The sequence below is a fragment of the Clavibacter sp. A6099 genome (assembly GCF_021919125.1).
GTDB classification, from domain to species: domain Bacteria; phylum Actinomycetota; class Actinomycetes; order Actinomycetales; family Microbacteriaceae; genus Clavibacter; species Clavibacter seminis.
Genome location: NZ_CP083439.1, coordinates 589,708 through 608,163, shown reverse-complemented (window position 1 = coordinate 608,163; position 18,456 = coordinate 589,708). Strand labels below are relative to the sequence as shown.

The following is an 18,456-nucleotide window of genomic DNA, read 5'->3' as shown; positions in this document are numbered from 1 at the left end:
GTCGCCGGATCGGTCGTGCGGCGGTGCATGCTCTCCCGCTCCGCTCCGCCACCCGTCTGCCCCCGATCGCCCACCGCGAGGAGACCGACGACATGACCGCATCCCCGTCCCGCCCGCCTGCTGCCGGGCTCGCGCGACGCGTGCGCGACCGTATCCGGCCGCTCGCCCGCCGCCATCGCCGCGCCCTCGTCGTGGCCGTCGCGATCCTCCTGGTCGCCGCCCTCGTCGTCGCCGTGCGCGGCATCACGGGTGCCGACCGCGGGCCCGTCGAGCCCCCGCCGCCCGCGCCCCGCGCCGCCGACGACGGCATCCACATCCGCCCCTCGGGCGAGTTCATGAACGACCCGCAGCGCCCCTTCCTGCTCGACGGCGTCTGGCACGCCTACGCGCTCGTCAACGCCGACCACCCGGGCGGCAACGGATCCTCGTGGCGGCACTACACGTCCGCCGACCTCGTCACGTGGCACGACGAGGGCGTCGCCATCGACAAGTACGACACGCCGCTCGGCGACGCCGAGACCGGCAGCGTCGTGGTCGACACGGGGAACACGTCCGGGCTCGGCGCGGGCACGGTGATCGCGATCCTCACGCAGCAGTCCGAGGGCGTGCAGCGGCAGTCCCTCTACTACTCGACCGACGGCGGCTACCGCTTCCGGCCGCTCGCGGGCAACCCCGTCATGGAGAACCCGGGCAGCCCCGACTTCCGCGACCCGAAGGTGGTGTGGGACGGCGAGCACGGGCGATGGAGCATGGCGCTCGCGGAGGGCCGCCGGATCGGCTTCTACACGTCGCCCGACCTCATCCACTGGACCTACCGCTCCGACTTCGCGCGCGACGACCTCGGCACGATGGAGACGCCCGACGTGTTCCCCATCGCGAGCGCTGGCGATCCCGACCGCGTCCGCTGGGTCCTCGGCGTCGGCGCGGACGGCGCCGCCGAGGGCCGCGGCACGGGTTACGCGTACTGGGTCGGCGACTTTGACGGCGAGCGCTTCACGACCGACGACGACGCCCCGCGCTGGCTCGACCAGGGCGCCGACCTCTACGCGGGGGTCACCTGGGCGGATCCGGCCGACGGCACGGCGCCCACCCGCCGCTACGCGATGGGCTGGATGAGCAGCTGGGCCTACGCGGGGCGGCTGCCGCTGCGGGACGGAGGCGCGGGCGGCGGCCAGTCGCTCGTGCGGGAGCTGCGGCTCGTGCCCGACGGCGCGGGCTGGGCCCTGCGCTCGGCTCCCCTCGACGCGCTGGCGGCGCGCGAGGGCGATGCCCGGGCCATCCCGGACGCGCGGATCGACGCCGCGACCCCGCTCGCCGACGCACCCCGCGGCCCCTCGCGCCTCCGCCTCACGCTCATGCCCGACCCCGCGGATCCCGCGCGCGAGGCCCGCGTGCGGCTCGCCTCCCCCGAGGGCGGCACCGTCACGGTCGGGTACGACGCGGCCAGGCGGCAGGCGTTCGTCGTGCGCGACGACGACCCGGACGGGATCATGCCGGACTCCTACGACCGGCCCGCGACCGCGCCGCTGCCCGACACGGCGCCCGGGGATCCGGTCACGCTCGACCTCGTCCTCGACGACCGCACGCTCGAGGCCTTCGTCGACGGCGACGCCGCCGTCCTCACGAGCGCGACGGTCGGGACCCTCGACGGCGCCGGCCTCTCCGTGGAGGCCGTGGACGGGACGACGCGGGTGACCGACGCGAGCTGGGCACCGTTCGACGGCGGCCGCTGAGCGGACAGGCCATCCCGGCGCCCTTGCCCGCGGGCACGACCGCGCGGGAGGATCGCCCTGCGGACGCGCCCTCCGCGGAGAGGTCGCCCGCCATGCCCCGCACGCCCACGCGCCGGACCCGTGCCGTCGTCGTCGTCGCGGCCGCCGCCGTCATCGCGACGGGGACCCTCGCCGTCGCGACGGCCATGCAGCCGGAGGAGCGTCCGGCGGTCCGGGAGGCCGCCGCCGCCGCGCCGACCGCGACCCCCTCCGCCGAGCCCGACGCGATCGACCGGCAGATCGACAAGCGCCGGATCTTCGCCCTGCGCTCCGATCGCGCCTACGTCGAGAAGGTGGCCGCCGCATCCGACACCGTGTCCAGCGACTGGACGGGCCTCCGCCTCACGCCGGCCGAGGCCGCCGAGTTCGCGCGCCAGGAGACGCTGCCGGCGAAGCTCGAGGAGATGCGCGCGATCCTCGCCCCGCTCGGCGCGTCCGGCGGCGTGTGGGTCGAGAACCCGGTCGCCGAGCCGCAGGTGATGGTCGTGGCGATCGTCGGCGAGGTCGGGCCCGACGTCCGGGAGAGGATCGCGGAGATCGCGGGCGCGGACCCGCTGCGGGTCACGACCGCGGAGCGCACCGAGCAGCAGCTCATGGACATCGGTGCCGCCCTCGACGCGACCCCGGCGGGACGCGCGGGCTGGCTCACGGGATGGGGCGTCGACATCACCCGCGACCGCGTCAGCGTCTCGGTCGATCCCGCCGCCCCGGCCTCGGTGGAGGCCGACCTCGTCGCGTCCTCCGGCGACGTCTTCAGTTTCACCCGCCAGGGCCCGGCGACCGTCGGCACGGGCTGATCCGCGGACGGGAGCAGCGGATCAGGCCGCCCCGCCGTCCGGGAGCGCGCCCGTGAGCCGCCCCACCACGTCGTCGAGCGCGTCGCGCAGCGCCTCGAGCTCGGCGACGGTCAGGCCGGTGCGCGCGGCCGCCTGCGCGGGCACGTCCACGGCGCGGCCGCGGAGCTCACGGCCGGCCTCCGTGAGGGAGACCACGACGACGCGCTCGTCCGCGGCGCTCCTGGCCCGGCCGACGAAGCCGGCGGCCTGCAGGCGCTTCAGCAGCGGCGTCAGCGTCGCCGGCTCCAGCTGCAGCGCGGATCCGAGGTCCGAGACCGAGCGGTCGTCCCGCTCCCACAGCGCGAGCATCACGAGGTACTGCGTGTGCGTCAGCCCGAGCGGCTCGAGGATCGGCCGGTAGACCGCCACGACCGTGCGGGCGGCGACCACCGCCTGGAAGCAGACCTGGCTCTCGAGCGCCAGGGGGTCCGTCGTCGTCATCGTGTCCTCCTCGACCGGGTCGTGCGCTTGTCGGCACGCGCTCGTGCGCACCGCCGCCGGCAGGGTCGCGGATCAGCCCGCGACGACGAGCTCGACGTTGATGTCGTCCGGGTCCTGCACGGAGAGGATCGACATGCCCGTGGGGAAGTCGATGACCTCGCCGTGGGCGATGCCGCGCTCCTCGAACAGCGCGGCCGCGCGCACGAGGTCGTCGCGCGAGCCGACCTGCAGGCTCACGTGGTCGAGGCCTCGGGCCGCGGGGTCGAACGCGGCGCCGACGTCCGCGGCCCCACCGTCCGCGGCCCCGCCGTCCGCGATGGGACGGAGGCCGAGCAGCTGCGAGCCGACGCCGTAGATCACTCCGCCGAAGTACTGGGCGGGATCCTCGCGCACGGCGGGGTCGCTCGCGTCGCCCTCGCTCTCGATGGCGGGGGTCAGGCCCAGCACGCCCTCGTAGAAGGCGCGCGAGCGGCCGAGGTCGGTGACGGAGAGGCGCACGTGGTGCACGCCGGTGATGGAGTCGAGGGCTGCGGTGGTCGCGCTGGTGTCGGTCATGCTCCGACGCTAGGACGGTCCGCGCCGGGCGTCCCGGGTCGCTTCGGTTTCCGACCACGGCTCCCGGCGGACGGCCGGACGGTCGCCACCCGACGCGCTCAGTCGTGCAGGTCGATGCCCCAGGTGCCCGACCACTCGGATCCGGGCGCGAGCGTGATGAGGCCGTCGCCCGAGTTGAACGCGTCGGCCGGCGCCGTCATCGGCTCCACCGCGACCGCCCACACGTGCCCGTCGGCGACGGGGTACCACGGCGTGACGAAGACCTGCCAGTAGGTGAACTCGCCGTCGGCCCAGATCTCGGTGCGGCGGCCGTCGGGCGCCTGCACGCCGTGGCGGGTGACGCCGTCGACCACGCGGGCGTCGGCCCACGCGTCGTCGAGCTGCGCGTCGCGGACGCGCACGCCCTGGCGCAGGTCGTAGCGGGTGCCGTCGACCGGAGCCTGGACGCCCGTGGGGTTGAGGCGCACGGGATCCACCTCGATGTGGGTGGGCGCGTCGATGACGACCTCGAGGTCCTCGGTGGGCACGTCGCCCACGCGGAGGAAGGGGTGCGTGCCCACGGCGACGGGCGCGTCGGCTGAGCCGACGTTGCGGATCACGTGCGTGACGCGCACGCCGGAGCCCGTGAGCTCGTAGCGCACGCTCGTCTCGAGGGCGAAGGGGTAGCCGCGCTGCGGGTGGACGTCGGCGGCGAGCGTGACGGAGACCTCGTCGCGCTCGGCGAGGCGGTACGGCGAGTGCTGGAGCAGACCGTGGATCGCGTTCTCGCGGTCGACCTCGGTGATGTCGAGCTGGTGGGTGACGCCGTCCTGCTCCCAGATGCCGTCGCGGATCCGGTTGGGCCAGGGCGCGAGCACGATGCCGCTGCAGAACGGCGGCCGCGCGTGGTCCGGGTAGGACTGCACGAGGTCCGTGCCGTCGACCTGCAGCACGCGGAGCGCGGCGCCGACCTCGGCGATCACGAGGCGCTGGAAGCGGCCGTCGACCTCCGCGGTGAGCTCGTGCTGCTGGCCGGTGGGGAGGCGGGGTACGTACGTCACGTCGTCGGGCACGCGCCGAGCCTATCCATACGCGGCGCTGTGGCGCCTCCCAGGGCCGCGGGCATGCGGATCCCTAGGATCGTGGCCATGGCCCGGCATGAGAACGAGAAGGTACGCGCGATCCGCGAGAAGGCACGCATCGAGCGCGCCCTCGACGACCGGCGCCGCAAGCGCCGCCGCCTCATCGCCCAGTTCTCCGTCGCCGGCGGCCTCGTCATCGTCATCGCGGCCATCGCCGGCGGCGTGTACCTCCTCGGCCAGTCCCAGTCGGCGAGCGCCGCGGGACCCTCCCAGGACACGACCGCGGCGCTGTCCACGGGCGACCAGGTGCGCATCGCGACCGAGCCCACGGGCGTCAGCGTGGGAGCGGCCGACGCCCCCGTCACCATGGACGTGTACGAGGACTACTCGTGCCCCCACTGCGCGCAGTACGAGGCCGAGACCGGCCCGCTGCTCGACCGGATCGCCGCCACGGGCCAGGTGCGCATCGTCTACCACCCCATCCAGATCGTCACGAAGTACGGGGTCGTCGCGGGCAGCGCCGCCGCGTGCGTCCTCGCCGAGGAGCCCGACAAGTGGCCGGCCGTGCACTCGGCCCTGTTCGACAACCACTCCACGATCACCGACTCGTGGACCCACGCCGACTTCGTCACCTGGCTCACCACCCAGGGCGTGACGGCCGACGCGGCGCGCACGTGCGTGGCCGAGGGGAAGTACTCGTCGTGGATCACGAGCAACACCTCCGACGCGACCTCGGCGGGCGTCACGGGCACGCCGACGCTGCGCATCCAGGGCGACATCATCACGACCGTCGCCGGCCAGGACCTCGTGGACGCGCTCACGAAGGCGGGCGCGCAGCTGCCCGACGGCATCGCGGCCGACAGCTGATCCCACGGGCGCCGGCCGCCGCGCGGCGCTCAGTGCGCGCGGTGGTCCTGCACCGTCATGCGCGGGCCGAACCGCGGCTTCCGGAACCCGCTCGACTCGATGAGCCGCATCACCCGCTGACGCTGCCCGCGCCACGGCTCCAGCAGCTCGAGCATCCCGTCGTCGTCGACCGCGTGGCCGGCGAGCGCCCACCCGACCATGTCGTGCACGTGGTAGTCGCCCACGCTCACCGAGTCCGGATCCCCGTGGGCGCGCTGCGTGGTCTCCGCCGCCGTCCAGATCCCCACGCCCGGGATCGAGCGCAGCCGCCGCGTGATCTCCTCGCTCCCCCGCCCGAGCGCGAGCGTGCGCTCGAGGCCGGCCGCAGAGGTGGCGACGGCGATGAGCGTGCGCGACCGCTTCGGGTCCACGCCCGCGCGGTGCCACTCCCACGACGGGACGAGGCGCCAGCGCTCGGGCGACGGCAGCACGCGCATGCCGGCCGGTGCCGGACCGGGCGCGGGATCGCCGTGCGCGAGGATCAGCTGCCGCCACGCCCGCCTGGCCTCGAGCCCGGTGACCTTCTGCTCGAGCACCGCGGAGGCCATGGCCTCGAAGACGTGGTTGGTGCGCATGAGGCGCAGCGCGGGCAGTCGGCGGTGCGCGTCGCGGAGCAGCGGGTGGGCGGAGACGTCGAGGTCGGACCAGTCGTCGCCCTCGCCGAGGAGCTCGGGCACGCCCGCGATCACCCACTCGGCGCCGGGGCCCCAGGCGCGCGCGTCGACGCCGCCGTCCGCTCGCGGATCCAGTCGGAGCGACGCGTCGCCGAGCGGCGTGCGGGCCGTGCGCCAGACGCCGACGCGGCGGGATCCGGGCGGGGCCGGGTCCCAGCGGCAGGTCGGATCCACGACGCCGCGGAACAGCGGGCGCAGCACGAGCCGGAGGTCGACCTCGCGGTCGGGGAGGTAGGTCGTGCGCGCGTCGGGAGCCGTCACCTCCGCGCCGCCCTGGTCCATCCCCTCAGGGTACGCACGGCCGCCGACCCTCCTCGGCCGTGCCGGGCGCGCGTAGCGTCGGCCGCATGACCGAGACCACGAACGACCACCAGGACGACCGCGAGCGCGTCGCCGAGCTCGTGAAGAGCGCTCGCATCGCGCTGCTCACCACCGTCAACGCCCACGGACAGCTCGTCAGCCGCCCGCTCGCCAGCCAGGAGCGCGACTTCGACGGCGACCTCTGGTTCTTCACGCAGGATCCGAGCGACAAGACCGCCGAGATCCGCGCGAACGACCAGGTCAACGTGTCGCTGCAGTCCGGCGACGGGTTCCTCTCCATCGCCGGGACCGCGGAGATCACCCGCGACCGCGCGCGCGTCGACGAGCTGTGGTCGGCGGGCGCCGAGGCGTGGTTCGAGGGCGGGAAGGACGACCCGACGGTCGCGCTGATCCGCGTGCACGCCGACGCCGCCGAGTACTGGTACCAGGACACCCCGAAGCCGATCGCGCTGATCAAGTACGCGAAGGCCGCCATCACGGGCGAGCGCCCGAAGGACGTCGGGGAGCACGGCACCGTCGAGCTCTGATCCGCGCGCGCTAGCCGCTGATCGCCCCTGGCACCCCCGCGGCCGTGCCGTCCACGACGAGGTCGGCGCGGCCGCGGGTCCCCTCGATGAGCGCGGCGTTCGCGCCGTCCACCTCGCGGGCCCAGGCCTCGGCCGCGCTCGGCGCGCGCCCGCCGGCCGTGTGCCGGTCCACCAGCCGGGCGAAGCGCTCTGCCCCGGGCGTCGCGCAGAACCACGCCTCGTCGAGCTCGGCGGCCAGCTGCCCCCACGGATCCTCGTCGACGAGCAGGTAGTTGCCCTCCAGCACGACGAGGCGGGTGCCGGGATCCACCGCGACGGCGCCCGCGACGCCCTCGTCGACCGCCCGGTCGAACGACGGCGCGTAGACGACGTGGTCGGTCTCGACGCGGAGGCGCCGCACCAGGGCGAGCACGCCCCAGCCGTCGAACGTGTCGATCGCGCCCTTGCGGTCGTGGCGGCCCAGCCGGTCGAGCGTCGCGTTGGCGAGGTGGAAGCCGTCCATGGGCACGCAGGCCGCGGTGCCGTCGCCCGCCAGCTCGTCGACGCGCGCCACGAGCGCCCGCGCGAGGGTCGTCTTGCCTGCGCCGGGGCTGCCCGCGATGGCGAGGATCGCCCGGCGCCCGTCGCGCACGAGGCCGATGGCGCGGCGCGCGAGGGCATCGAGGTCGCCCGTCTCGGGCGGTGCGGGAAGCGGGCGGCCGTCGGGTCCGGAGTCCATCCCGCCAGTCTCGCGGACCCGTGCCCCATGATGGACGTGTGCGCATCGGAATCCTCACCTCAGGCGGAGACTGCCCCGGACTCAACGCGGTCATCCGCGGGGCGGTGCTCAAGGGAACGACCATCCACAAGCAGGAGTTCGTGGGCTTCCGCGACGGCTGGCGGGGCGTCGTCGACGGCGACGTCATGCCGCTCGCGCGCCGCGACATCCAGGGCATCGGCAAGCAGGGCGGCACGATCCTCGGCACGAGCCGCACGAACCCGTTCGAGGGCGACGGCGGCGTGGAGCGGATCCAGGAGAACCTCGACCGCCTCGGCATCGACGCGATCCTCGCCATCGGCGGCGAGGGCACGCTCGCGGCGGCCAAGCGCCTCACCGACGCGGGGCTGAAGATCGTCGGCGTCCCCAAGACGGTCGACAACGACCTCGACGCCACCGACTACACGTTCGGCTTCGACACCGCGGTGCAGATCGCGACCGACGCCATGGACCGCCTCCGCACCACGGGCGACTCGCACAGCCGCTGCATGGTGGCCGAGGTCATGGGCCGCCACGTCGGCTGGATCGCGCTGCACTCCGGCATGGCCGCGGGCGCGCACGCGATCCTCATCCCCGAGCAGAAGACGTCGATGGACGAGATCATCGCCTGGGTCCGCTCGGCCTACGACCGCGGGCGCGCGCCGCTCGTCGTCGTCGCGGAGGGCTTCGTGCCCGAGCACGCGTCCGACGCGCACGGCGAGCGCGGGCTCGACGCCTTCGGTCGCCCGCGGCTCGGCGGCATCGGCGAGCAGCTCGCGCCCATCATCGAGGAGCGCACGGGCATCGAGACCCGCGCGACGACCCTGGGCCACATCCAGCGCGGCGGCACCCCGTCGTCCTACGACCGCGTGCTCGCCACCCGCCTCGGCCTGGCCGCGGTCGACAGCGTGCGCGACGGCCACTGGGGCCGCATGGTCGCGCTGCGCGGCACCGACATCGTGCATGTGGGGTTCGAGGAGGCGCTCGGCCGCCTCAAGACCGTGCCGCAGCACCGCTACGACGAGGCCGCGATCCTCTTCGGCTAGGTCGCGCCCGACCCCGGGCGTAGCGTGACGGCATGACGTACCGCGCGCTCGTGGCCGAGCAGACCGTCGCCGACGACGGCACGACAGGCATCGAGGTCGCGCTGCGCGACCTCCCCGACGAGCGGGCGACGGGCGGCGCCGACGGGCCCGGCCACGGAGAGGTCGCGCTCGACGTCCTCTACTCGAGCGTCAACTACAAGGACGGCATGCTGCTCGGCGGTCGGCCCGGCATCGCGCGCACCAGCCCGCTCGTCGCGGGGATCGACGCGGTGGGCACGGTCGCCGCGAGCGGATCCGACGCCTTCTCCCCCGGCGACCTGGTCGTCCTCGGCGGCGCGGGCCTCGGCGAGAGCCGCGACGGCGGGCTGGCCGAGCGCGTGCGCGTGCCGGCCGCGTCGCTGGTGCGCGTGCCCGCGGGCCTCGACGCCCGGCGCGCCGCCGCCATCGGCACCGCCGGGTTCACGGCGATGCTCTCGGTGCTCGCGCTCGAGCGGGGCGGCGTGGAGCCCGGATCCGGCGACGTGCTCGTCACGGGCGCGGGCGGCGGGGTCGGGTCCATCGCCGTCGCGCTCCTCGCGCGCCTCGGTCACCGGGTGGTCGCGTCGACCGGCCGCGTCGACGAGCTCGGCGACCGGCTGCGCGCGCTCGGCGCCGCCGAGGTGATCGACCGCTCCGAGCTCGGCGAGCCGGGGAAGCCGTTGCAGCGCATCCGCTGGGCGGGCGCGGTCGACAGCGTCGGCAGCGCGACCCTGGTCAACGTGCTCGCGCAGACCCGGTGGGGCGGCGTCGTCACGGCAGCAGGCCTGGCGCAGGGCCCCGACCTCCCGGGCACCGTGCTCCCGTTCATCCTCCGGGCCGTCACGCTCGCGGGCATCAACTCCGTCGAGGCGCCGGCCGCGCTGCGCGAGGAGGCGTGGGCGCGGCTCGCGAGCGACCTCGACCCCGCGCTCCTCGACATGATCACCACCACCGTCCCGCTCGACGGCGCGATCGCCGCGGGCGAGCGGATCCTCGCGGGCACCTCGAGCGGCCGCGTCGTGGTGGACGTCCGCGCCTAGCACCCGCCGGTCCCGGCACCGCGGCGACCACGCCCGCGCTACCCTGGGCCCCGTGCGGCACCGTGCCGCCGGAGTGAGGGATCATGACCGCAGTCGCTACCACCGGCACCATCTTCGTCGGACTCGCGGCGCTGCTGCACGTGTTCTTCTTCCTCCTGGAGAGCGTCTGGTTCGAGAAGCCGTTCGCCTGGAAGCGCTTCGGCGTCGCCGACCAGGAGAAGGCCCTCATCATCAAGCCGTGGGCCTACAACCAGGGCTTCTACAACCTCTTCCTGGCGCTCGGCGCCGGCCTCGGGCTGATCCTCTACTTCGTCGGCAACGTGCCCGCCGGCCTCACGCTCGTGCTGTTCACGACCGCGTGCATGGTGCTGGCGTCGATCATCATCGCGAGCACGGGAAAGAAGTACCTCGTCCCCGCGCTGATCCAGGGCGTGCCGCCGCTGCTCGGCCTCGTCTTCTTCGCCGCCGCCTCCTGAGTCGCGGCCGCGCGACCGCGGCGCGTGAGCGCCGCGATCCGGCCCGCCGCCCTCTTCCGCGCGAGCGGCAGATGAGGTTAGGCTCACCTACATCATGAACGTCGTCCCCCTCACCGAGGCCCTCCGCGACCGGGCACGACCGCGTGCCGAGGCGACCGACGCGGACGAGTTCATGACCGCGCTCGTCACCGGCCGCGGCTGCCGCGACGACTACGTCGCGCTCGTCGCCCAGCACTACTTCGTCTACCGCGCCATCGAGGCGGCGACCGAGCGCATGGCGGCGGATCCCGTGGCCGCGCGCTTCATCAGCCCCCGCCTCACGCGCCTGCCCGCCATCGAGGCCGACCTCGACTACCTCGTCGGGCACGGCTGGCGCGACGTCGTGCGGCCGCTCGCGAGCACGGCCGCGTACGTCGAGCGGATCGAGCAGGTCGCCTCGGTCTGGGTCGGCGGCTTCATCGCGCACCACTACACGCGGTACCTCGGCGACCTGTCCGGCGGGCGCCTCCTGCGCTCGCTCCTGCAGCGCCAGTTCGGCTTCGACACGAACGGCGTGGGCCTCTACCTCTTCGCGGAGATCGCCGAGCCCCGACGCTTCTGCAGCACCTACCGCGAGGCGCTCGACCAGGCGCCGTGGGATGACGCCGAGCGCGCCCGCGTCGTCGCCGAGGTCGAGAACGCGTACCGGCTCACCACGGACGTGTTCGCCGAGCTCGCACGCGGGCGCGCCACGGCTCCCCTCCGTCTGGCCTGATCCGACCCTCCCGTCGCCCGCGGTCCGCTGCGCGTCCACCCGGCCCCCGCCCGAGCGTCCGAGGCCGGGCATAGGCTCCGGACATGGACGGCTACGACCTCGACTTCCTGCCCATCGCCCTCCCGCTGCTGGAGGCTCCGGCCGACGCCCAGCCCGTGCGGCTCGACTACCTGCACTTCACGGTGCTCATGGACACCGACCGGCGCCTCGCCGCCCTCACTGCCGTGAACATCGACGGCGCGCGCCTCGTGGACGTGGAGCGCTCCGACGACTGGCACCTGGATCCGCGCCTCCCGGCCGACCAGCAGTGCGGCCCCGAGCTGTACGCCCGCAACGACATCGACCGCGGGCACCTGGTGCGGCGGCGGGATCCGGTGTGGGGCGGCATCGCGGAGGCCGCGCGCGCCAGCGCCGACACGTTCGCCTACACGAACGCGGCCCCGCAGGCGGCGGAGTTCAACCAGTCCAAGGAGCTGTGGCTCGGCCTCGAGGACTACGTGCTCGACAACGCCGACCTCGGCGACCGGCGCATGACGGTCCTCACCGGGCCCGTGTTCTCGGACGACGACCCGATCTACCGTGGCGTGCGGATCCCGCTCATGTTCTGGAAGATCGCGGCCTGGGCATCCGGGGACGAGCTCGCGGCGACCGCGTACCTGCTCGACCAGGCGCCGGAGCTCGGCGACCTCGACCGGCAGTCAGCGACCGCGGACGCGCCCGAGCTCGGGCCCTACCGCACCTACCAGGTGGCGGTGTCGGAGATCGGCGCGCTGACGGGCTTCGACGTGGCGCAGCTCGCGGCGGCCGACAGGCTCGGCGTGCCCGCGACCGCGCGGGCCGGAACCCCCGCGGACGGCCGCGACGGCTGGGTCGAGCTGGAGCGGTTCGCGGCGATCACGCTCTGAGGAACAGCACCCGGCACGACGAGGACGGGCCCGGCCGACCGGCCGGGCCCGTCCTCGTGCGCGAGGGGACTACGCGGGCGGGGTCGCCGCGGCGGCCGCGCGTGCGGCGGCCGGGAGGGCGCGGATCACGCGGTCGAGCGACGCCTCGTCCATGGCGGCCGAGACGAACCACGCCTCGAAGACCGACGGCGGCAGGCTCACGCCCTGGTCGAGCATGGAGTGGAAGAAGGCCGGGTAGCGCCAGGTCTCCTGCGCCTGCACGGTGGCGTAGTCGGTGATCCCGTGCTCCGGCGGCGTGCCGAACGTGAAGCTGAAGAGGCTGCCCGCGCGCTGCACCGAGTAGGCGAGGCCGGCGCGGTCGAAGGCGAGCTCGACCGCGTAGATCAGGATGTCGGCGGCGATGTCGAGCGCGCGGTAGACGCCGGCGTCGGCGAGGCGGAGCGTGGTGAGGCCCGCCGCGACGGCGACCGGGTTCCCGGAGAGCGTGCCCGCCTGGTAGACGGGGCCGAGGGGCGCGAGGTGATCCATCACGTCGGCCCGGCCGCCGAGCGCGGCGACCGGGAGGCCGCCGCCGATGACCTTGCCGTACGTGACGAGGTCGGGCGTCCAGGCGTCGGCGTGGTCGGCCGCGAGGCCGGCGTTGTCGAGACCCCAGTAGCCGGCCGGGTGCACGCGGAAGCCCGTGAGGACCTCGTCGGAGATGAGGAGGGATCCGTTCTCGTGGGCGATGCGCGCGAGCTCGGCGGTGAAGCCGGGCAGCGGCGGCACGACGCCCATGTTGGCGGCGGCGGCCTCGGTGATCACGGCGGCGATGCGCGGGCCGTGCTCGGCGAAGACGGCGCGCACGGCGTCGAGGTCGTTGTACGGCACCACGATGGTCTGCGCGGCGATGGCCTCGGGGATGCCCGCGGAGCCGGGCAGCGCGAGCGTGGCGACGCCCGAGCCCGCCTCGGCGAGGAGGCTGTCGGAGTGGCCGTGGTAGTGGCCGGCGAACTTCACGAGCAGGTCGCGGCCGGTGAACCCGCGCGCCAGGCGGATCGCGGTCATGGTGGCCTCGGTGCCCGTGGACACGAGGCGGAGCTTCTCGATGGGGCGACGGTCCGGGGATCCGTCGACGCCCGCGACCCGCACGCGCTCGGTGACGAGCTCGGCGAGCTCCGTCTCCGCGGGCGTCGTCGCGCCGAAGCCGAGACCGAGGGCGGCGGCGTCCTGCACGGCCCGCACGACCTCGGGACGGGCGTGGCCGAGGATCGCGGGGCCCCACGAGTTGACGAGGTCGACGTACTCGACGCCGTCGGCGTCGGTCACGTAGGGGCCGGCCGCCTTCACCATCATGCGCGGGGTGCCGCCGACGGAGCCGAACGCGCGGACGGGCGAGTTCACTCCCCCGGGGATGACGTCGCGGGCGCGGTCGAAGAGGTCCTGGGAGTGGGTCACGGTGATGTCCTTCGGTGCCGGGCGGGGATCCGCTCGGAAGGTGGGCCGGACGCGTCCGGCGAGGAGGAGGGAGGTGGGCGGCTCAGCGCCGGGCGAGACGCTCGGCGAGCTCGACGGCCCAGTAGGTGAGGATCGCGTCGGCGCCGGCCCGCTTGATGCCGAGGACGCTCTCGTCGATGGCGCGCTCCCGGTCGATCCAGCCGTTCCGCGCGGCGGCCTCGATCATCGCGTGCTCGCCGGAGACCTGGTACGCCCAGACGGGGACGCTGCTCGTCGCGGCGACGTCGGCGAGGATGTCGAGGTAGCTCATGGCGGGCTTCACCATGACGATGTCGGCGCCCTCCTCGATGTCGAGCTCCACCTCGCGCAGGGCCTCGCGGCGGTTGCCGTTGTCCATCTGGTACGTGCGGCGGTCGCCCTTCAGCTGGGAGTCGACGGCCTCGCGGAAGGGGCCGTAGAACGCGCTCGCGTACTTGGCTGCGTAGGCGAGGATCGCGACGTCGTGGTGACCGGCGTCGTCGAGGGCCTCGCGGACGGCGCCGACCTGGCCGTCCATCATGCCGCTGAGGCCGATCAGGTGGGATCCCGCCTCGGCCTGGGCGAGGCCCATGGCGCGGTAGCGGTCGAGGGTGCGGTCGTTGTCGACCACGCCGTGCGCATCGAGCACGCCGCAGTGGCCGTGGTCCGTGAACTCGTCGAGGCACAGGTCGGTCTGCACGACGAGGGCGTCGCCGACCTCCTCGACCGCGACGCGCGTGGCGACGTTGAGGATGCCGTCGGGGTCGCTCGCGCCGGAGCCCTCGGCGTCGTGCACCTCGGGGACGCCGAACAGCATCACGCCGCCGATGCCCGCCTCGGCCGCCTCGACGAGCGCGCGGCGCAGGCTGTCGAGCGAGTGCTGGGAGACGCCGGGCATGGACGTGATGGGCGAGGCCTCCGTGAGGCCCTCGCGCACGAACATCGGCAGCACCAGGTCGGCGGCGTGCAGGCGCGTCTCGGCGGTGAGCCGGCGCATCGCCGGCGAGGTGCGCAGGCGACGCGGGCGGTAGTAGGGGGAGGTCATTCGGTGGTGCTCCGATCGAGGAGGTCGGCGAGGCCGGTGAGCCCCGCCGTGTCGGGACGCGGCTCCTCGTGGCGGGCGATCTCGACCAGGGACTGGATGAGCGACGCGGCCGAGCGCTCCGACGCGACCACGTCGACGCGCACGCCGGAGCGGCGGGCGTCCTTCGCGGTGCGCGGGCCGATGCAGGCGATGAGCACGCCGTCGGGCACGTCGCCGAGCTGCTCGTGCACCTGCTCCGCGACGCTGCCCGAGGTGACGAGGATCGCGCGGACGCGGCCGGAGGAGACGTCCTGGCGGATCCGGTCGCTGACGGGCACGCCGACCGTGCGGTAGGCGACGACCGAGCGCACGTCATGGCCGCGCGCGATGAGGCCGTCGGTGAGCGTCGGCTTCGCGATCTCGGACCGGAGCGTGAGCACGCGGTGGCGCGGGGACCCGGCGGCCATCTCCGTCCACTCCTCGAGGAGCGCGGTGGCCGACGAGTCGATGGACGGCACGAAGTCGACGGTGTAGCCCGCGGCGACGAGCGCGGCGGCCGTGGTCTCGCCGACGGCCGCGATGCGCGTGCCCTCGGGGACGACGGCGCGATGCGAGGCGAGCACGTCGACCGTGGTGGCGCTCGTGACGGTGAGCCAGTCGAAGGATCCCGCGGCCAGGTCGGCGAGCGCCGACTCGAGCGCCTGGGCGTCCTGCGTCGCGGCGAAGTTGATCATGGGCGCGACGACGGGCGTGGCGCCCTGCGCGCGGAGGTCGTACGCGACGCCGTCGCCCCACGGTCCGCCGCGGGGCACGAGGACGCGCCAGCCCTTCAGGGGCTTCTGGTCTGTCGAGGTCATCGGGTCCCTCCCAGCGGCGCGAGATCGGCCGCTCCGGCGTCGAGGAGCTCGCGGGACACGGGCCCCGAGAGCGCGGAGGCGGATGCGCCCAGGTGCGCGAGGTCGAGCCCCGCCGTGTCGAGCTCGTGGCTCGCGGCCATGCGCTGCGTGCCGTCGGGCCGGTAGACCACGGCGGTGAGGGCGAGGCGGGCGCTCGTGACGGTCGCCCAGGCGCCGATGGGCGCGGCGCACCCGGCCTCGAGCGCTGCCAGCACGCCGCGCTCCGCGAGGACGGCGGCGTGCGTGAACGGGTCGTCGACGGCCTCGACGGCGCGGCCGACCACCGACTGCGTCTCGGCGTCCTCCGCGCGGATCTCCAGCGCCAGCGCGCCCTGGCCGGGCGCGGTCGGCCAGCGGTCGAGCTCGAGGTGCTCGGTGGCGGCGTCGATGCGGCCGATCCGCTCGAGGCCGGCCGCGGCGAGCACGACGGCGTCGAGGTCGCCCGCGGTCACGCGGGAGAGGCGGGTGTCGATGTTGCCGCGGATGTCGACCACGTCGAGGTCCGGGCGCTCGGCGAGGATCTGCGCGCGGCGGCGCGGGGATCCGGTGCCGACGCGCGCGCCGCGCGGCAGGGTCGCGAGCGTGAGGCCGTCGCGCGCGCACAGCACGTCGCGCGGATCCTCTCGCACCGGCACCGACGCGACCGTGAGGCCCGCGTACGGCGCCGTCGGCAGGTCCTTCAGCGAGTGCACCACGAGGTCGCACTCGCCGCGGAGGAGCGACTCGCGGAGCGCGCTGGCGAACACGCCCGTTCCGCCGAGGCTCGACAGGGACTCGCGCGACGTGTCGCCGTGCGTGGTCACGGGCACGAGCTCGACCTCGAGTCCCGACGCGCCGGTGATCTCCGCGGCGATCGCCCGCGTCTGGGCCAGGGCGAGCGCGCTCCCCCGGGTCCCGATGCGGAGCGTGGTCGTCGGAGCCGACGTCGTGGGACCGTCCGTCACGGTGCGAGCCCGGAGACGGCGGGCTTGAAGCCCAGCCGCACGTTCTCGCAGCAGCCGGGCCGGCACACGTCGTACCAGGGTCCGAGGTCGGTCATGTGGGGGCGGTCGGCCGCCTTCATGCCGTCGCGGCGCTCCAGCACGAGGTCGATGAGGCCGTCCACGTACGCGGCGTGCACGCCCGGCGTGGGCACGCGCACCGAGTACAGGCCGTTCTCCTGGGCGGACTCGGTGGCCTCGTTGTCGAGGTCCCACTTGACCTCCATGTGGTCGCTCACGAACCCGAGCGGCACGATCACGACGGCGCGACGGCCCTGCGCGGGCAGCTCGCCGATCGCGTCGTTCACGTCGGGCTCGAGCCACGGCATCGAGGGCGGGCCGGAGCGCGACTGGTAGACGAGCTGCCACGGCACGTCCTGGTCGATGCCGAGCTCCTCCTTCACCTCGTGCATCACGACCTCGGCGACGGCCAGGTGCTGCGCGGCGTACGCGCCGTCCTCGTCGAATCCGCGCTCGGCGGGTCCGGACTTGGAGGCGTCCGACGACGGGATGGAGTGCGTGGAGAACAGGATCTCGACGTCCGTCGACAGGTCGACGGGCGCGCCCTCGGCCTCGAAGTGCGCGATGACGTCGCGGATCCCGTCGCGCGTGCCCTCGATGAACGGCGTGACGAAGCCCGGGTGGTCGAAGAACTGGCGCACCTTGTCGATGCGGACGACGCCCTGCAGCTGCGTGTCCTCGAGCGCGTCCGCGAAGTCCTCGCGGTACTGGCGGCAGGAGGAGTACGAGCTGTACGCGCTCGTGGCGACGGCGATGAGCTGGCGGTAGCCCTTCTCCTCGGCCTCGCGCAGCGCGTCGTTGAGGTAGGGGCCCCAGTTGCGGTTGCCCCACAGCACGGGCAGGTCGATGCCGCGCTCGGCGAGGCGCGCCTCGAGGGCCGCCTTCAGCTCGCGGTTCTGCTCGTTGATGGGGCTGATCCCGCCGAACGCGCGGTAGTGGTGGGCGACCTCCTCGAGGCGCTCCTCCGGGATCCCGCGACCGGCGGTGACGTTGCGGAGGAACGGGATGACGTCGTCCTGGCCCTCGGGGCCGCCGAAGGACGCGAGCAGGATCGCGTCGTACGCGACGGGCTCCTCCACGTGGGCGGGGCCCATCTTCGCGGCCTCGCTCGCGGCGGAGACGAGGGCGCCGGGCGCCCGGGGGGCGTCGGTGGCGGGGGCGGGCTTGCGACCCAGGTTGACTGCGGCCATTACTGGAGGACCTCCACGAGCTCGGCGGTGCTGATGCGGCGGCCCGTGTAGAACGGGACCTCCTCGCGCACATGACGGCGCGCGTCCGTGTTGCGCAGGTCGCGCATCATGTCGACCAGGTCGACGAGCTCGTTCGACTCGAGCGGCAGGATCCACTCGTAGTCGCCGAGGCCGAACGACGAGACCGTGTTGGCGACGACGCTGCGGAAGGCAGCGCCCTGGCGGCCGTGCTGGGCGAGCATGCGCCCGCGCTCCTCGGGCGGCAGCAGGTACCACTCGTAGGAGCGGACGAAGGGGTAGACGCAGAGCCAGTCGCGCGGCTCCTCGCCCCGGAGGAAGCCGGGCACGTGGCTGCGGTTGAACTCGGCGTCGCGGTGGACGCCCGCGGCGCTCCACGACGGGATGAGGGCGCGGATGAGGCGCGCGCGGCGGATCTCGCGGAAGGCCCACTGGAGGGTCTCCATCTGGGGGCCGTGGATCCAGACCATGAGGTCGGCGTCGGCGCGCATGCCCGAGACGTCGTAGAAGCCGCGGACGCTGACGCCCTCCGCCTCCACGATGTGGACGATGCCGTCGAGCTCGTCGACGGCCCCGGGGACCTCGCGACCGTCGAGGTCGTCGGGGCGGGCGGGATCGCGGCGGAGGACGGCCCAGAGGGCGTAGCCGCTGGGGGATGCCTCGGGGGTGGGCCCGTCATCAGGACGGGCCTCTCCGGGGGACTCGATCGGGGGGACCTGAGATGCCGCCGACTCGGCAGCCGGGATGCTCATGATCTCCATGGTACGTCTCGCGGGGACCCCTCCCCTGCATCGGACGGACGGC

The 18,456-nt window shown here is 74.4% G+C and carries 20 protein-coding genes; 9 read left to right on the top strand and 11 right to left on the bottom strand.

The features are described from left to right. Window positions 1-92 precede the first annotated feature (92 nt). The gene (locus KYT88_RS02975) at window positions 93-1,733 is read left to right on the top strand and encodes a glycoside hydrolase family 32 protein (RefSeq protein WP_237583757.1); all 1,641 of its coding nucleotides are present in this window, start codon (window positions 93-95) and stop codon (window positions 1,731-1,733) included. A 92-nt stretch (window positions 1,734-1,825) separates the two neighbouring features. Further along, window positions 1,826-2,569 (top strand): alpha-lytic protease prodomain-containing protein, encoded by a 744-nt coding sequence (locus tag KYT88_RS02970; protein WP_043585223.1) that lies wholly within the window; start codon window positions 1,826-1,828, stop codon window positions 2,567-2,569. Window positions 2,570-2,590: 21 nt separating this feature from the next. On the opposite strand, the gene KYT88_RS02965 is transcribed toward KYT88_RS02970, so the two are convergent. The 3 genes from KYT88_RS02965 to KYT88_RS02955 all read right to left on the bottom strand — a co-directional run bounded on the left by KYT88_RS02965 (window position 2,591) and on the right by KYT88_RS02955 (window position 4,656). Next, on the bottom strand, window positions 2,591-3,049 hold the full coding sequence (locus KYT88_RS02965; RefSeq protein ID WP_043585225.1) for a MarR family winged helix-turn-helix transcriptional regulator: 459 nt from the start codon (window positions 3,047-3,049) through the stop codon (window positions 2,591-2,593). A 72-nt stretch (window positions 3,050-3,121) separates the two neighbouring features. Beyond that, entirely contained in the window at window positions 3,122-3,604 is a 483-nt protein-coding gene (locus tag KYT88_RS02960) for a VOC family protein (RefSeq protein ID WP_043585227.1), read from the bottom strand. Window positions 3,605-3,702: 98 nt separating this feature from the next. After that, window positions 3,703-4,656: an aldose 1-epimerase family protein gene (locus tag KYT88_RS02955; RefSeq protein WP_043585229.1), complete on the bottom strand. Its 954-nt coding sequence runs from the start codon at window positions 4,654-4,656 to the stop codon at window positions 3,703-3,705. A 75-nt stretch (window positions 4,657-4,731) separates the two neighbouring features. On the opposite strand from KYT88_RS02955, the gene KYT88_RS02950 reads away from it, so the two are divergent. Next, complete coding sequence (locus tag KYT88_RS02950) at window positions 4,732-5,532, top strand: DsbA family protein (RefSeq protein WP_043585231.1); 801 nt, start codon at window positions 4,732-4,734, stop codon at window positions 5,530-5,532. A gap of 29 nt (window positions 5,533-5,561) precedes the next feature. On the opposite strand, the gene KYT88_RS02945 is transcribed toward KYT88_RS02950, so the two are convergent. After that, a complete protein-coding gene (locus KYT88_RS02945; protein WP_051629293.1) occupies window positions 5,562-6,527 on the bottom strand; it encodes a DNA-3-methyladenine glycosylase family protein in 966 nt (321 codons plus the stop codon). Window positions 6,528-6,592: 65 nt separating this feature from the next. On the opposite strand from KYT88_RS02945, the gene KYT88_RS02940 reads away from it, so the two are divergent. Continuing rightward, window positions 6,593-7,093, top strand: a complete 501-nt coding sequence (locus tag KYT88_RS02940) for a pyridoxamine 5'-phosphate oxidase family protein (RefSeq protein WP_043585813.1) — start codon at window positions 6,593-6,595, stop codon at window positions 7,091-7,093. 10 nt (window positions 7,094-7,103) lie between these two features. Here KYT88_RS02940 and KYT88_RS02935 read toward each other — a convergent pair whose 3' ends face one another. Next, complete coding sequence (locus KYT88_RS02935) at window positions 7,104-7,811, bottom strand: nucleoside/nucleotide kinase family protein (protein WP_043585232.1); 708 nt, start codon at window positions 7,809-7,811, stop codon at window positions 7,104-7,106. Between the two features lie 38 nt (window positions 7,812-7,849). Between KYT88_RS02935 and KYT88_RS02930 the strand changes: the two genes are divergently transcribed. The 5 genes from KYT88_RS02930 to KYT88_RS02910 all read left to right on the top strand — a co-directional run bounded on the left by KYT88_RS02930 (window position 7,850) and on the right by KYT88_RS02910 (window position 12,068). Then, window positions 7,850-8,875, top strand: a complete 1,026-nt coding sequence (locus tag KYT88_RS02930; protein ID WP_043585234.1) for a 6-phosphofructokinase — start codon at window positions 7,850-7,852, stop codon at window positions 8,873-8,875. Between the two features lie 32 nt (window positions 8,876-8,907). After that, window positions 8,908-9,933 carry an MDR family oxidoreductase gene (locus KYT88_RS02925; RefSeq protein WP_119374034.1) on the top strand — a complete coding sequence of 342 codons (1,026 nt, stop codon included), beginning with the start codon at window positions 8,908-8,910 and terminating at the stop codon, window positions 9,931-9,933. A gap of 83 nt (window positions 9,934-10,016) precedes the next feature. After that, window positions 10,017-10,409 carry a DUF1304 domain-containing protein gene (locus KYT88_RS02920; protein ID WP_043585237.1) on the top strand — a complete coding sequence of 131 codons (393 nt, stop codon included), beginning with the start codon at window positions 10,017-10,019 and terminating at the stop codon, window positions 10,407-10,409. Between the two features lie 94 nt (window positions 10,410-10,503). Continuing rightward, window positions 10,504-11,163, top strand: coding sequence for a biliverdin-producing heme oxygenase (locus KYT88_RS02915; protein ID WP_043585239.1), 660 nt, complete (start codon window positions 10,504-10,506; stop codon window positions 11,161-11,163). Between the two features lie 83 nt (window positions 11,164-11,246). Continuing rightward, window positions 11,247-12,068, top strand: coding sequence for a DNA/RNA non-specific endonuclease (locus tag KYT88_RS02910; protein ID WP_043585240.1), 822 nt, complete (start codon window positions 11,247-11,249; stop codon window positions 12,066-12,068). A 69-nt stretch (window positions 12,069-12,137) separates the two neighbouring features. Here the strand turns inward: KYT88_RS02910 and hemL are convergent, their stop codons facing one another. The 6 genes from hemL to hemQ all read right to left on the bottom strand — a co-directional run bounded on the left by hemL (window position 12,138) and on the right by hemQ (window position 18,404). After that, entirely contained in the window at window positions 12,138-13,505 is a 1,368-nt protein-coding gene (gene hemL, locus KYT88_RS02905; protein ID WP_043585242.1) for a glutamate-1-semialdehyde 2,1-aminomutase, read from the bottom strand. A gap of 82 nt (window positions 13,506-13,587) precedes the next feature. Further along, window positions 13,588-14,568 (bottom strand): porphobilinogen synthase, encoded by a 981-nt coding sequence (hemB, locus tag KYT88_RS02900; protein ID WP_043585245.1) that lies wholly within the window; start codon window positions 14,566-14,568, stop codon window positions 13,588-13,590. Further along, entirely contained in the window at window positions 14,565-15,404 is an 840-nt protein-coding gene (locus tag KYT88_RS02895; protein WP_043585246.1) for a uroporphyrinogen-III synthase, read from the bottom strand. Before KYT88_RS02895 ends, hemB begins: the two co-directional genes overlap by 4 nt. After that, window positions 15,401-16,387, bottom strand: coding sequence for a hydroxymethylbilane synthase (gene hemC / locus KYT88_RS02890; RefSeq protein ID WP_043585248.1), 987 nt, complete (start codon window positions 16,385-16,387; stop codon window positions 15,401-15,403). Before hemC ends, KYT88_RS02895 begins: the two co-directional genes overlap by 4 nt. Beyond that, window positions 16,384-17,634, bottom strand: coding sequence for a ferrochelatase (locus KYT88_RS02885; protein WP_043585250.1), 1,251 nt, complete (start codon window positions 17,632-17,634; stop codon window positions 16,384-16,386). The genes hemC and KYT88_RS02885 overlap by 4 nt, the downstream gene beginning before the upstream one ends. After that, window positions 17,634-18,404, bottom strand: a complete 771-nt coding sequence (hemQ, locus tag KYT88_RS02880; protein WP_081840934.1) for a hydrogen peroxide-dependent heme synthase — start codon at window positions 18,402-18,404, stop codon at window positions 17,634-17,636. The genes KYT88_RS02885 and hemQ overlap by 1 nt, the downstream gene beginning before the upstream one ends. Window positions 18,405-18,456: the final 52 nt, after the last annotated feature.

Coding starts and splice junctions, on each gene's coding strand:
- KYT88_RS02895 (WP_043585246.1), bottom strand. CDS start 15,404: ATGACCTCGACAGACCAGAAGCCCCTGAAGGGCTGGCGCGTCCTCGTG.
- KYT88_RS02970 (WP_043585223.1), top strand. CDS start 1,826: ATGCCCCGCACGCCCACGCGCCGGACCCGTGCCGTCGTCGTCGTCGCG.
- KYT88_RS02960 (WP_043585227.1), bottom strand. CDS start 3,604: ATGACCGACACCAGCGCGACCACCGCAGCCCTCGACTCCATCACCGGC.
- hemQ (WP_081840934.1), bottom strand. CDS start 18,404: ATGAGCATCCCGGCTGCCGAGTCGGCGGCATCTCAGGTCCCCCCGATC.
- KYT88_RS02925 (WP_119374034.1), top strand. CDS start 8,908: ATGACGTACCGCGCGCTCGTGGCCGAGCAGACCGTCGCCGACGACGGC.
- KYT88_RS02920 (WP_043585237.1), top strand. CDS start 10,017: ATGACCGCAGTCGCTACCACCGGCACCATCTTCGTCGGACTCGCGGCG.
- KYT88_RS02975 (WP_237583757.1), top strand. CDS start 93: ATGACCGCATCCCCGTCCCGCCCGCCTGCTGCCGGGCTCGCGCGACGC.
- KYT88_RS02885 (WP_043585250.1), bottom strand. CDS start 17,634: ATGGCCGCAGTCAACCTGGGTCGCAAGCCCGCCCCCGCCACCGACGCC.
- hemB (WP_043585245.1), bottom strand. CDS start 14,568: ATGACCTCCCCCTACTACCGCCCGCGTCGCCTGCGCACCTCGCCGGCG.
- KYT88_RS02965 (WP_043585225.1), bottom strand. CDS start 3,049: ATGACGACGACGGACCCCCTGGCGCTCGAGAGCCAGGTCTGCTTCCAG.
- KYT88_RS02915 (WP_043585239.1), top strand. CDS start 10,504: ATGAACGTCGTCCCCCTCACCGAGGCCCTCCGCGACCGGGCACGACCG.
- KYT88_RS02950 (WP_043585231.1), top strand. CDS start 4,732: ATGGCCCGGCATGAGAACGAGAAGGTACGCGCGATCCGCGAGAAGGCA.
- KYT88_RS02910 (WP_043585240.1), top strand. CDS start 11,247: ATGGACGGCTACGACCTCGACTTCCTGCCCATCGCCCTCCCGCTGCTG.
- KYT88_RS02935 (WP_043585232.1), bottom strand. CDS start 7,811: ATGGACTCCGGACCCGACGGCCGCCCGCTTCCCGCACCGCCCGAGACG.
- KYT88_RS02940 (WP_043585813.1), top strand. CDS start 6,593: ATGACCGAGACCACGAACGACCACCAGGACGACCGCGAGCGCGTCGCC.
- KYT88_RS02945 (WP_051629293.1), bottom strand. CDS start 6,527: ATGGACCAGGGCGGCGCGGAGGTGACGGCTCCCGACGCGCGCACGACC.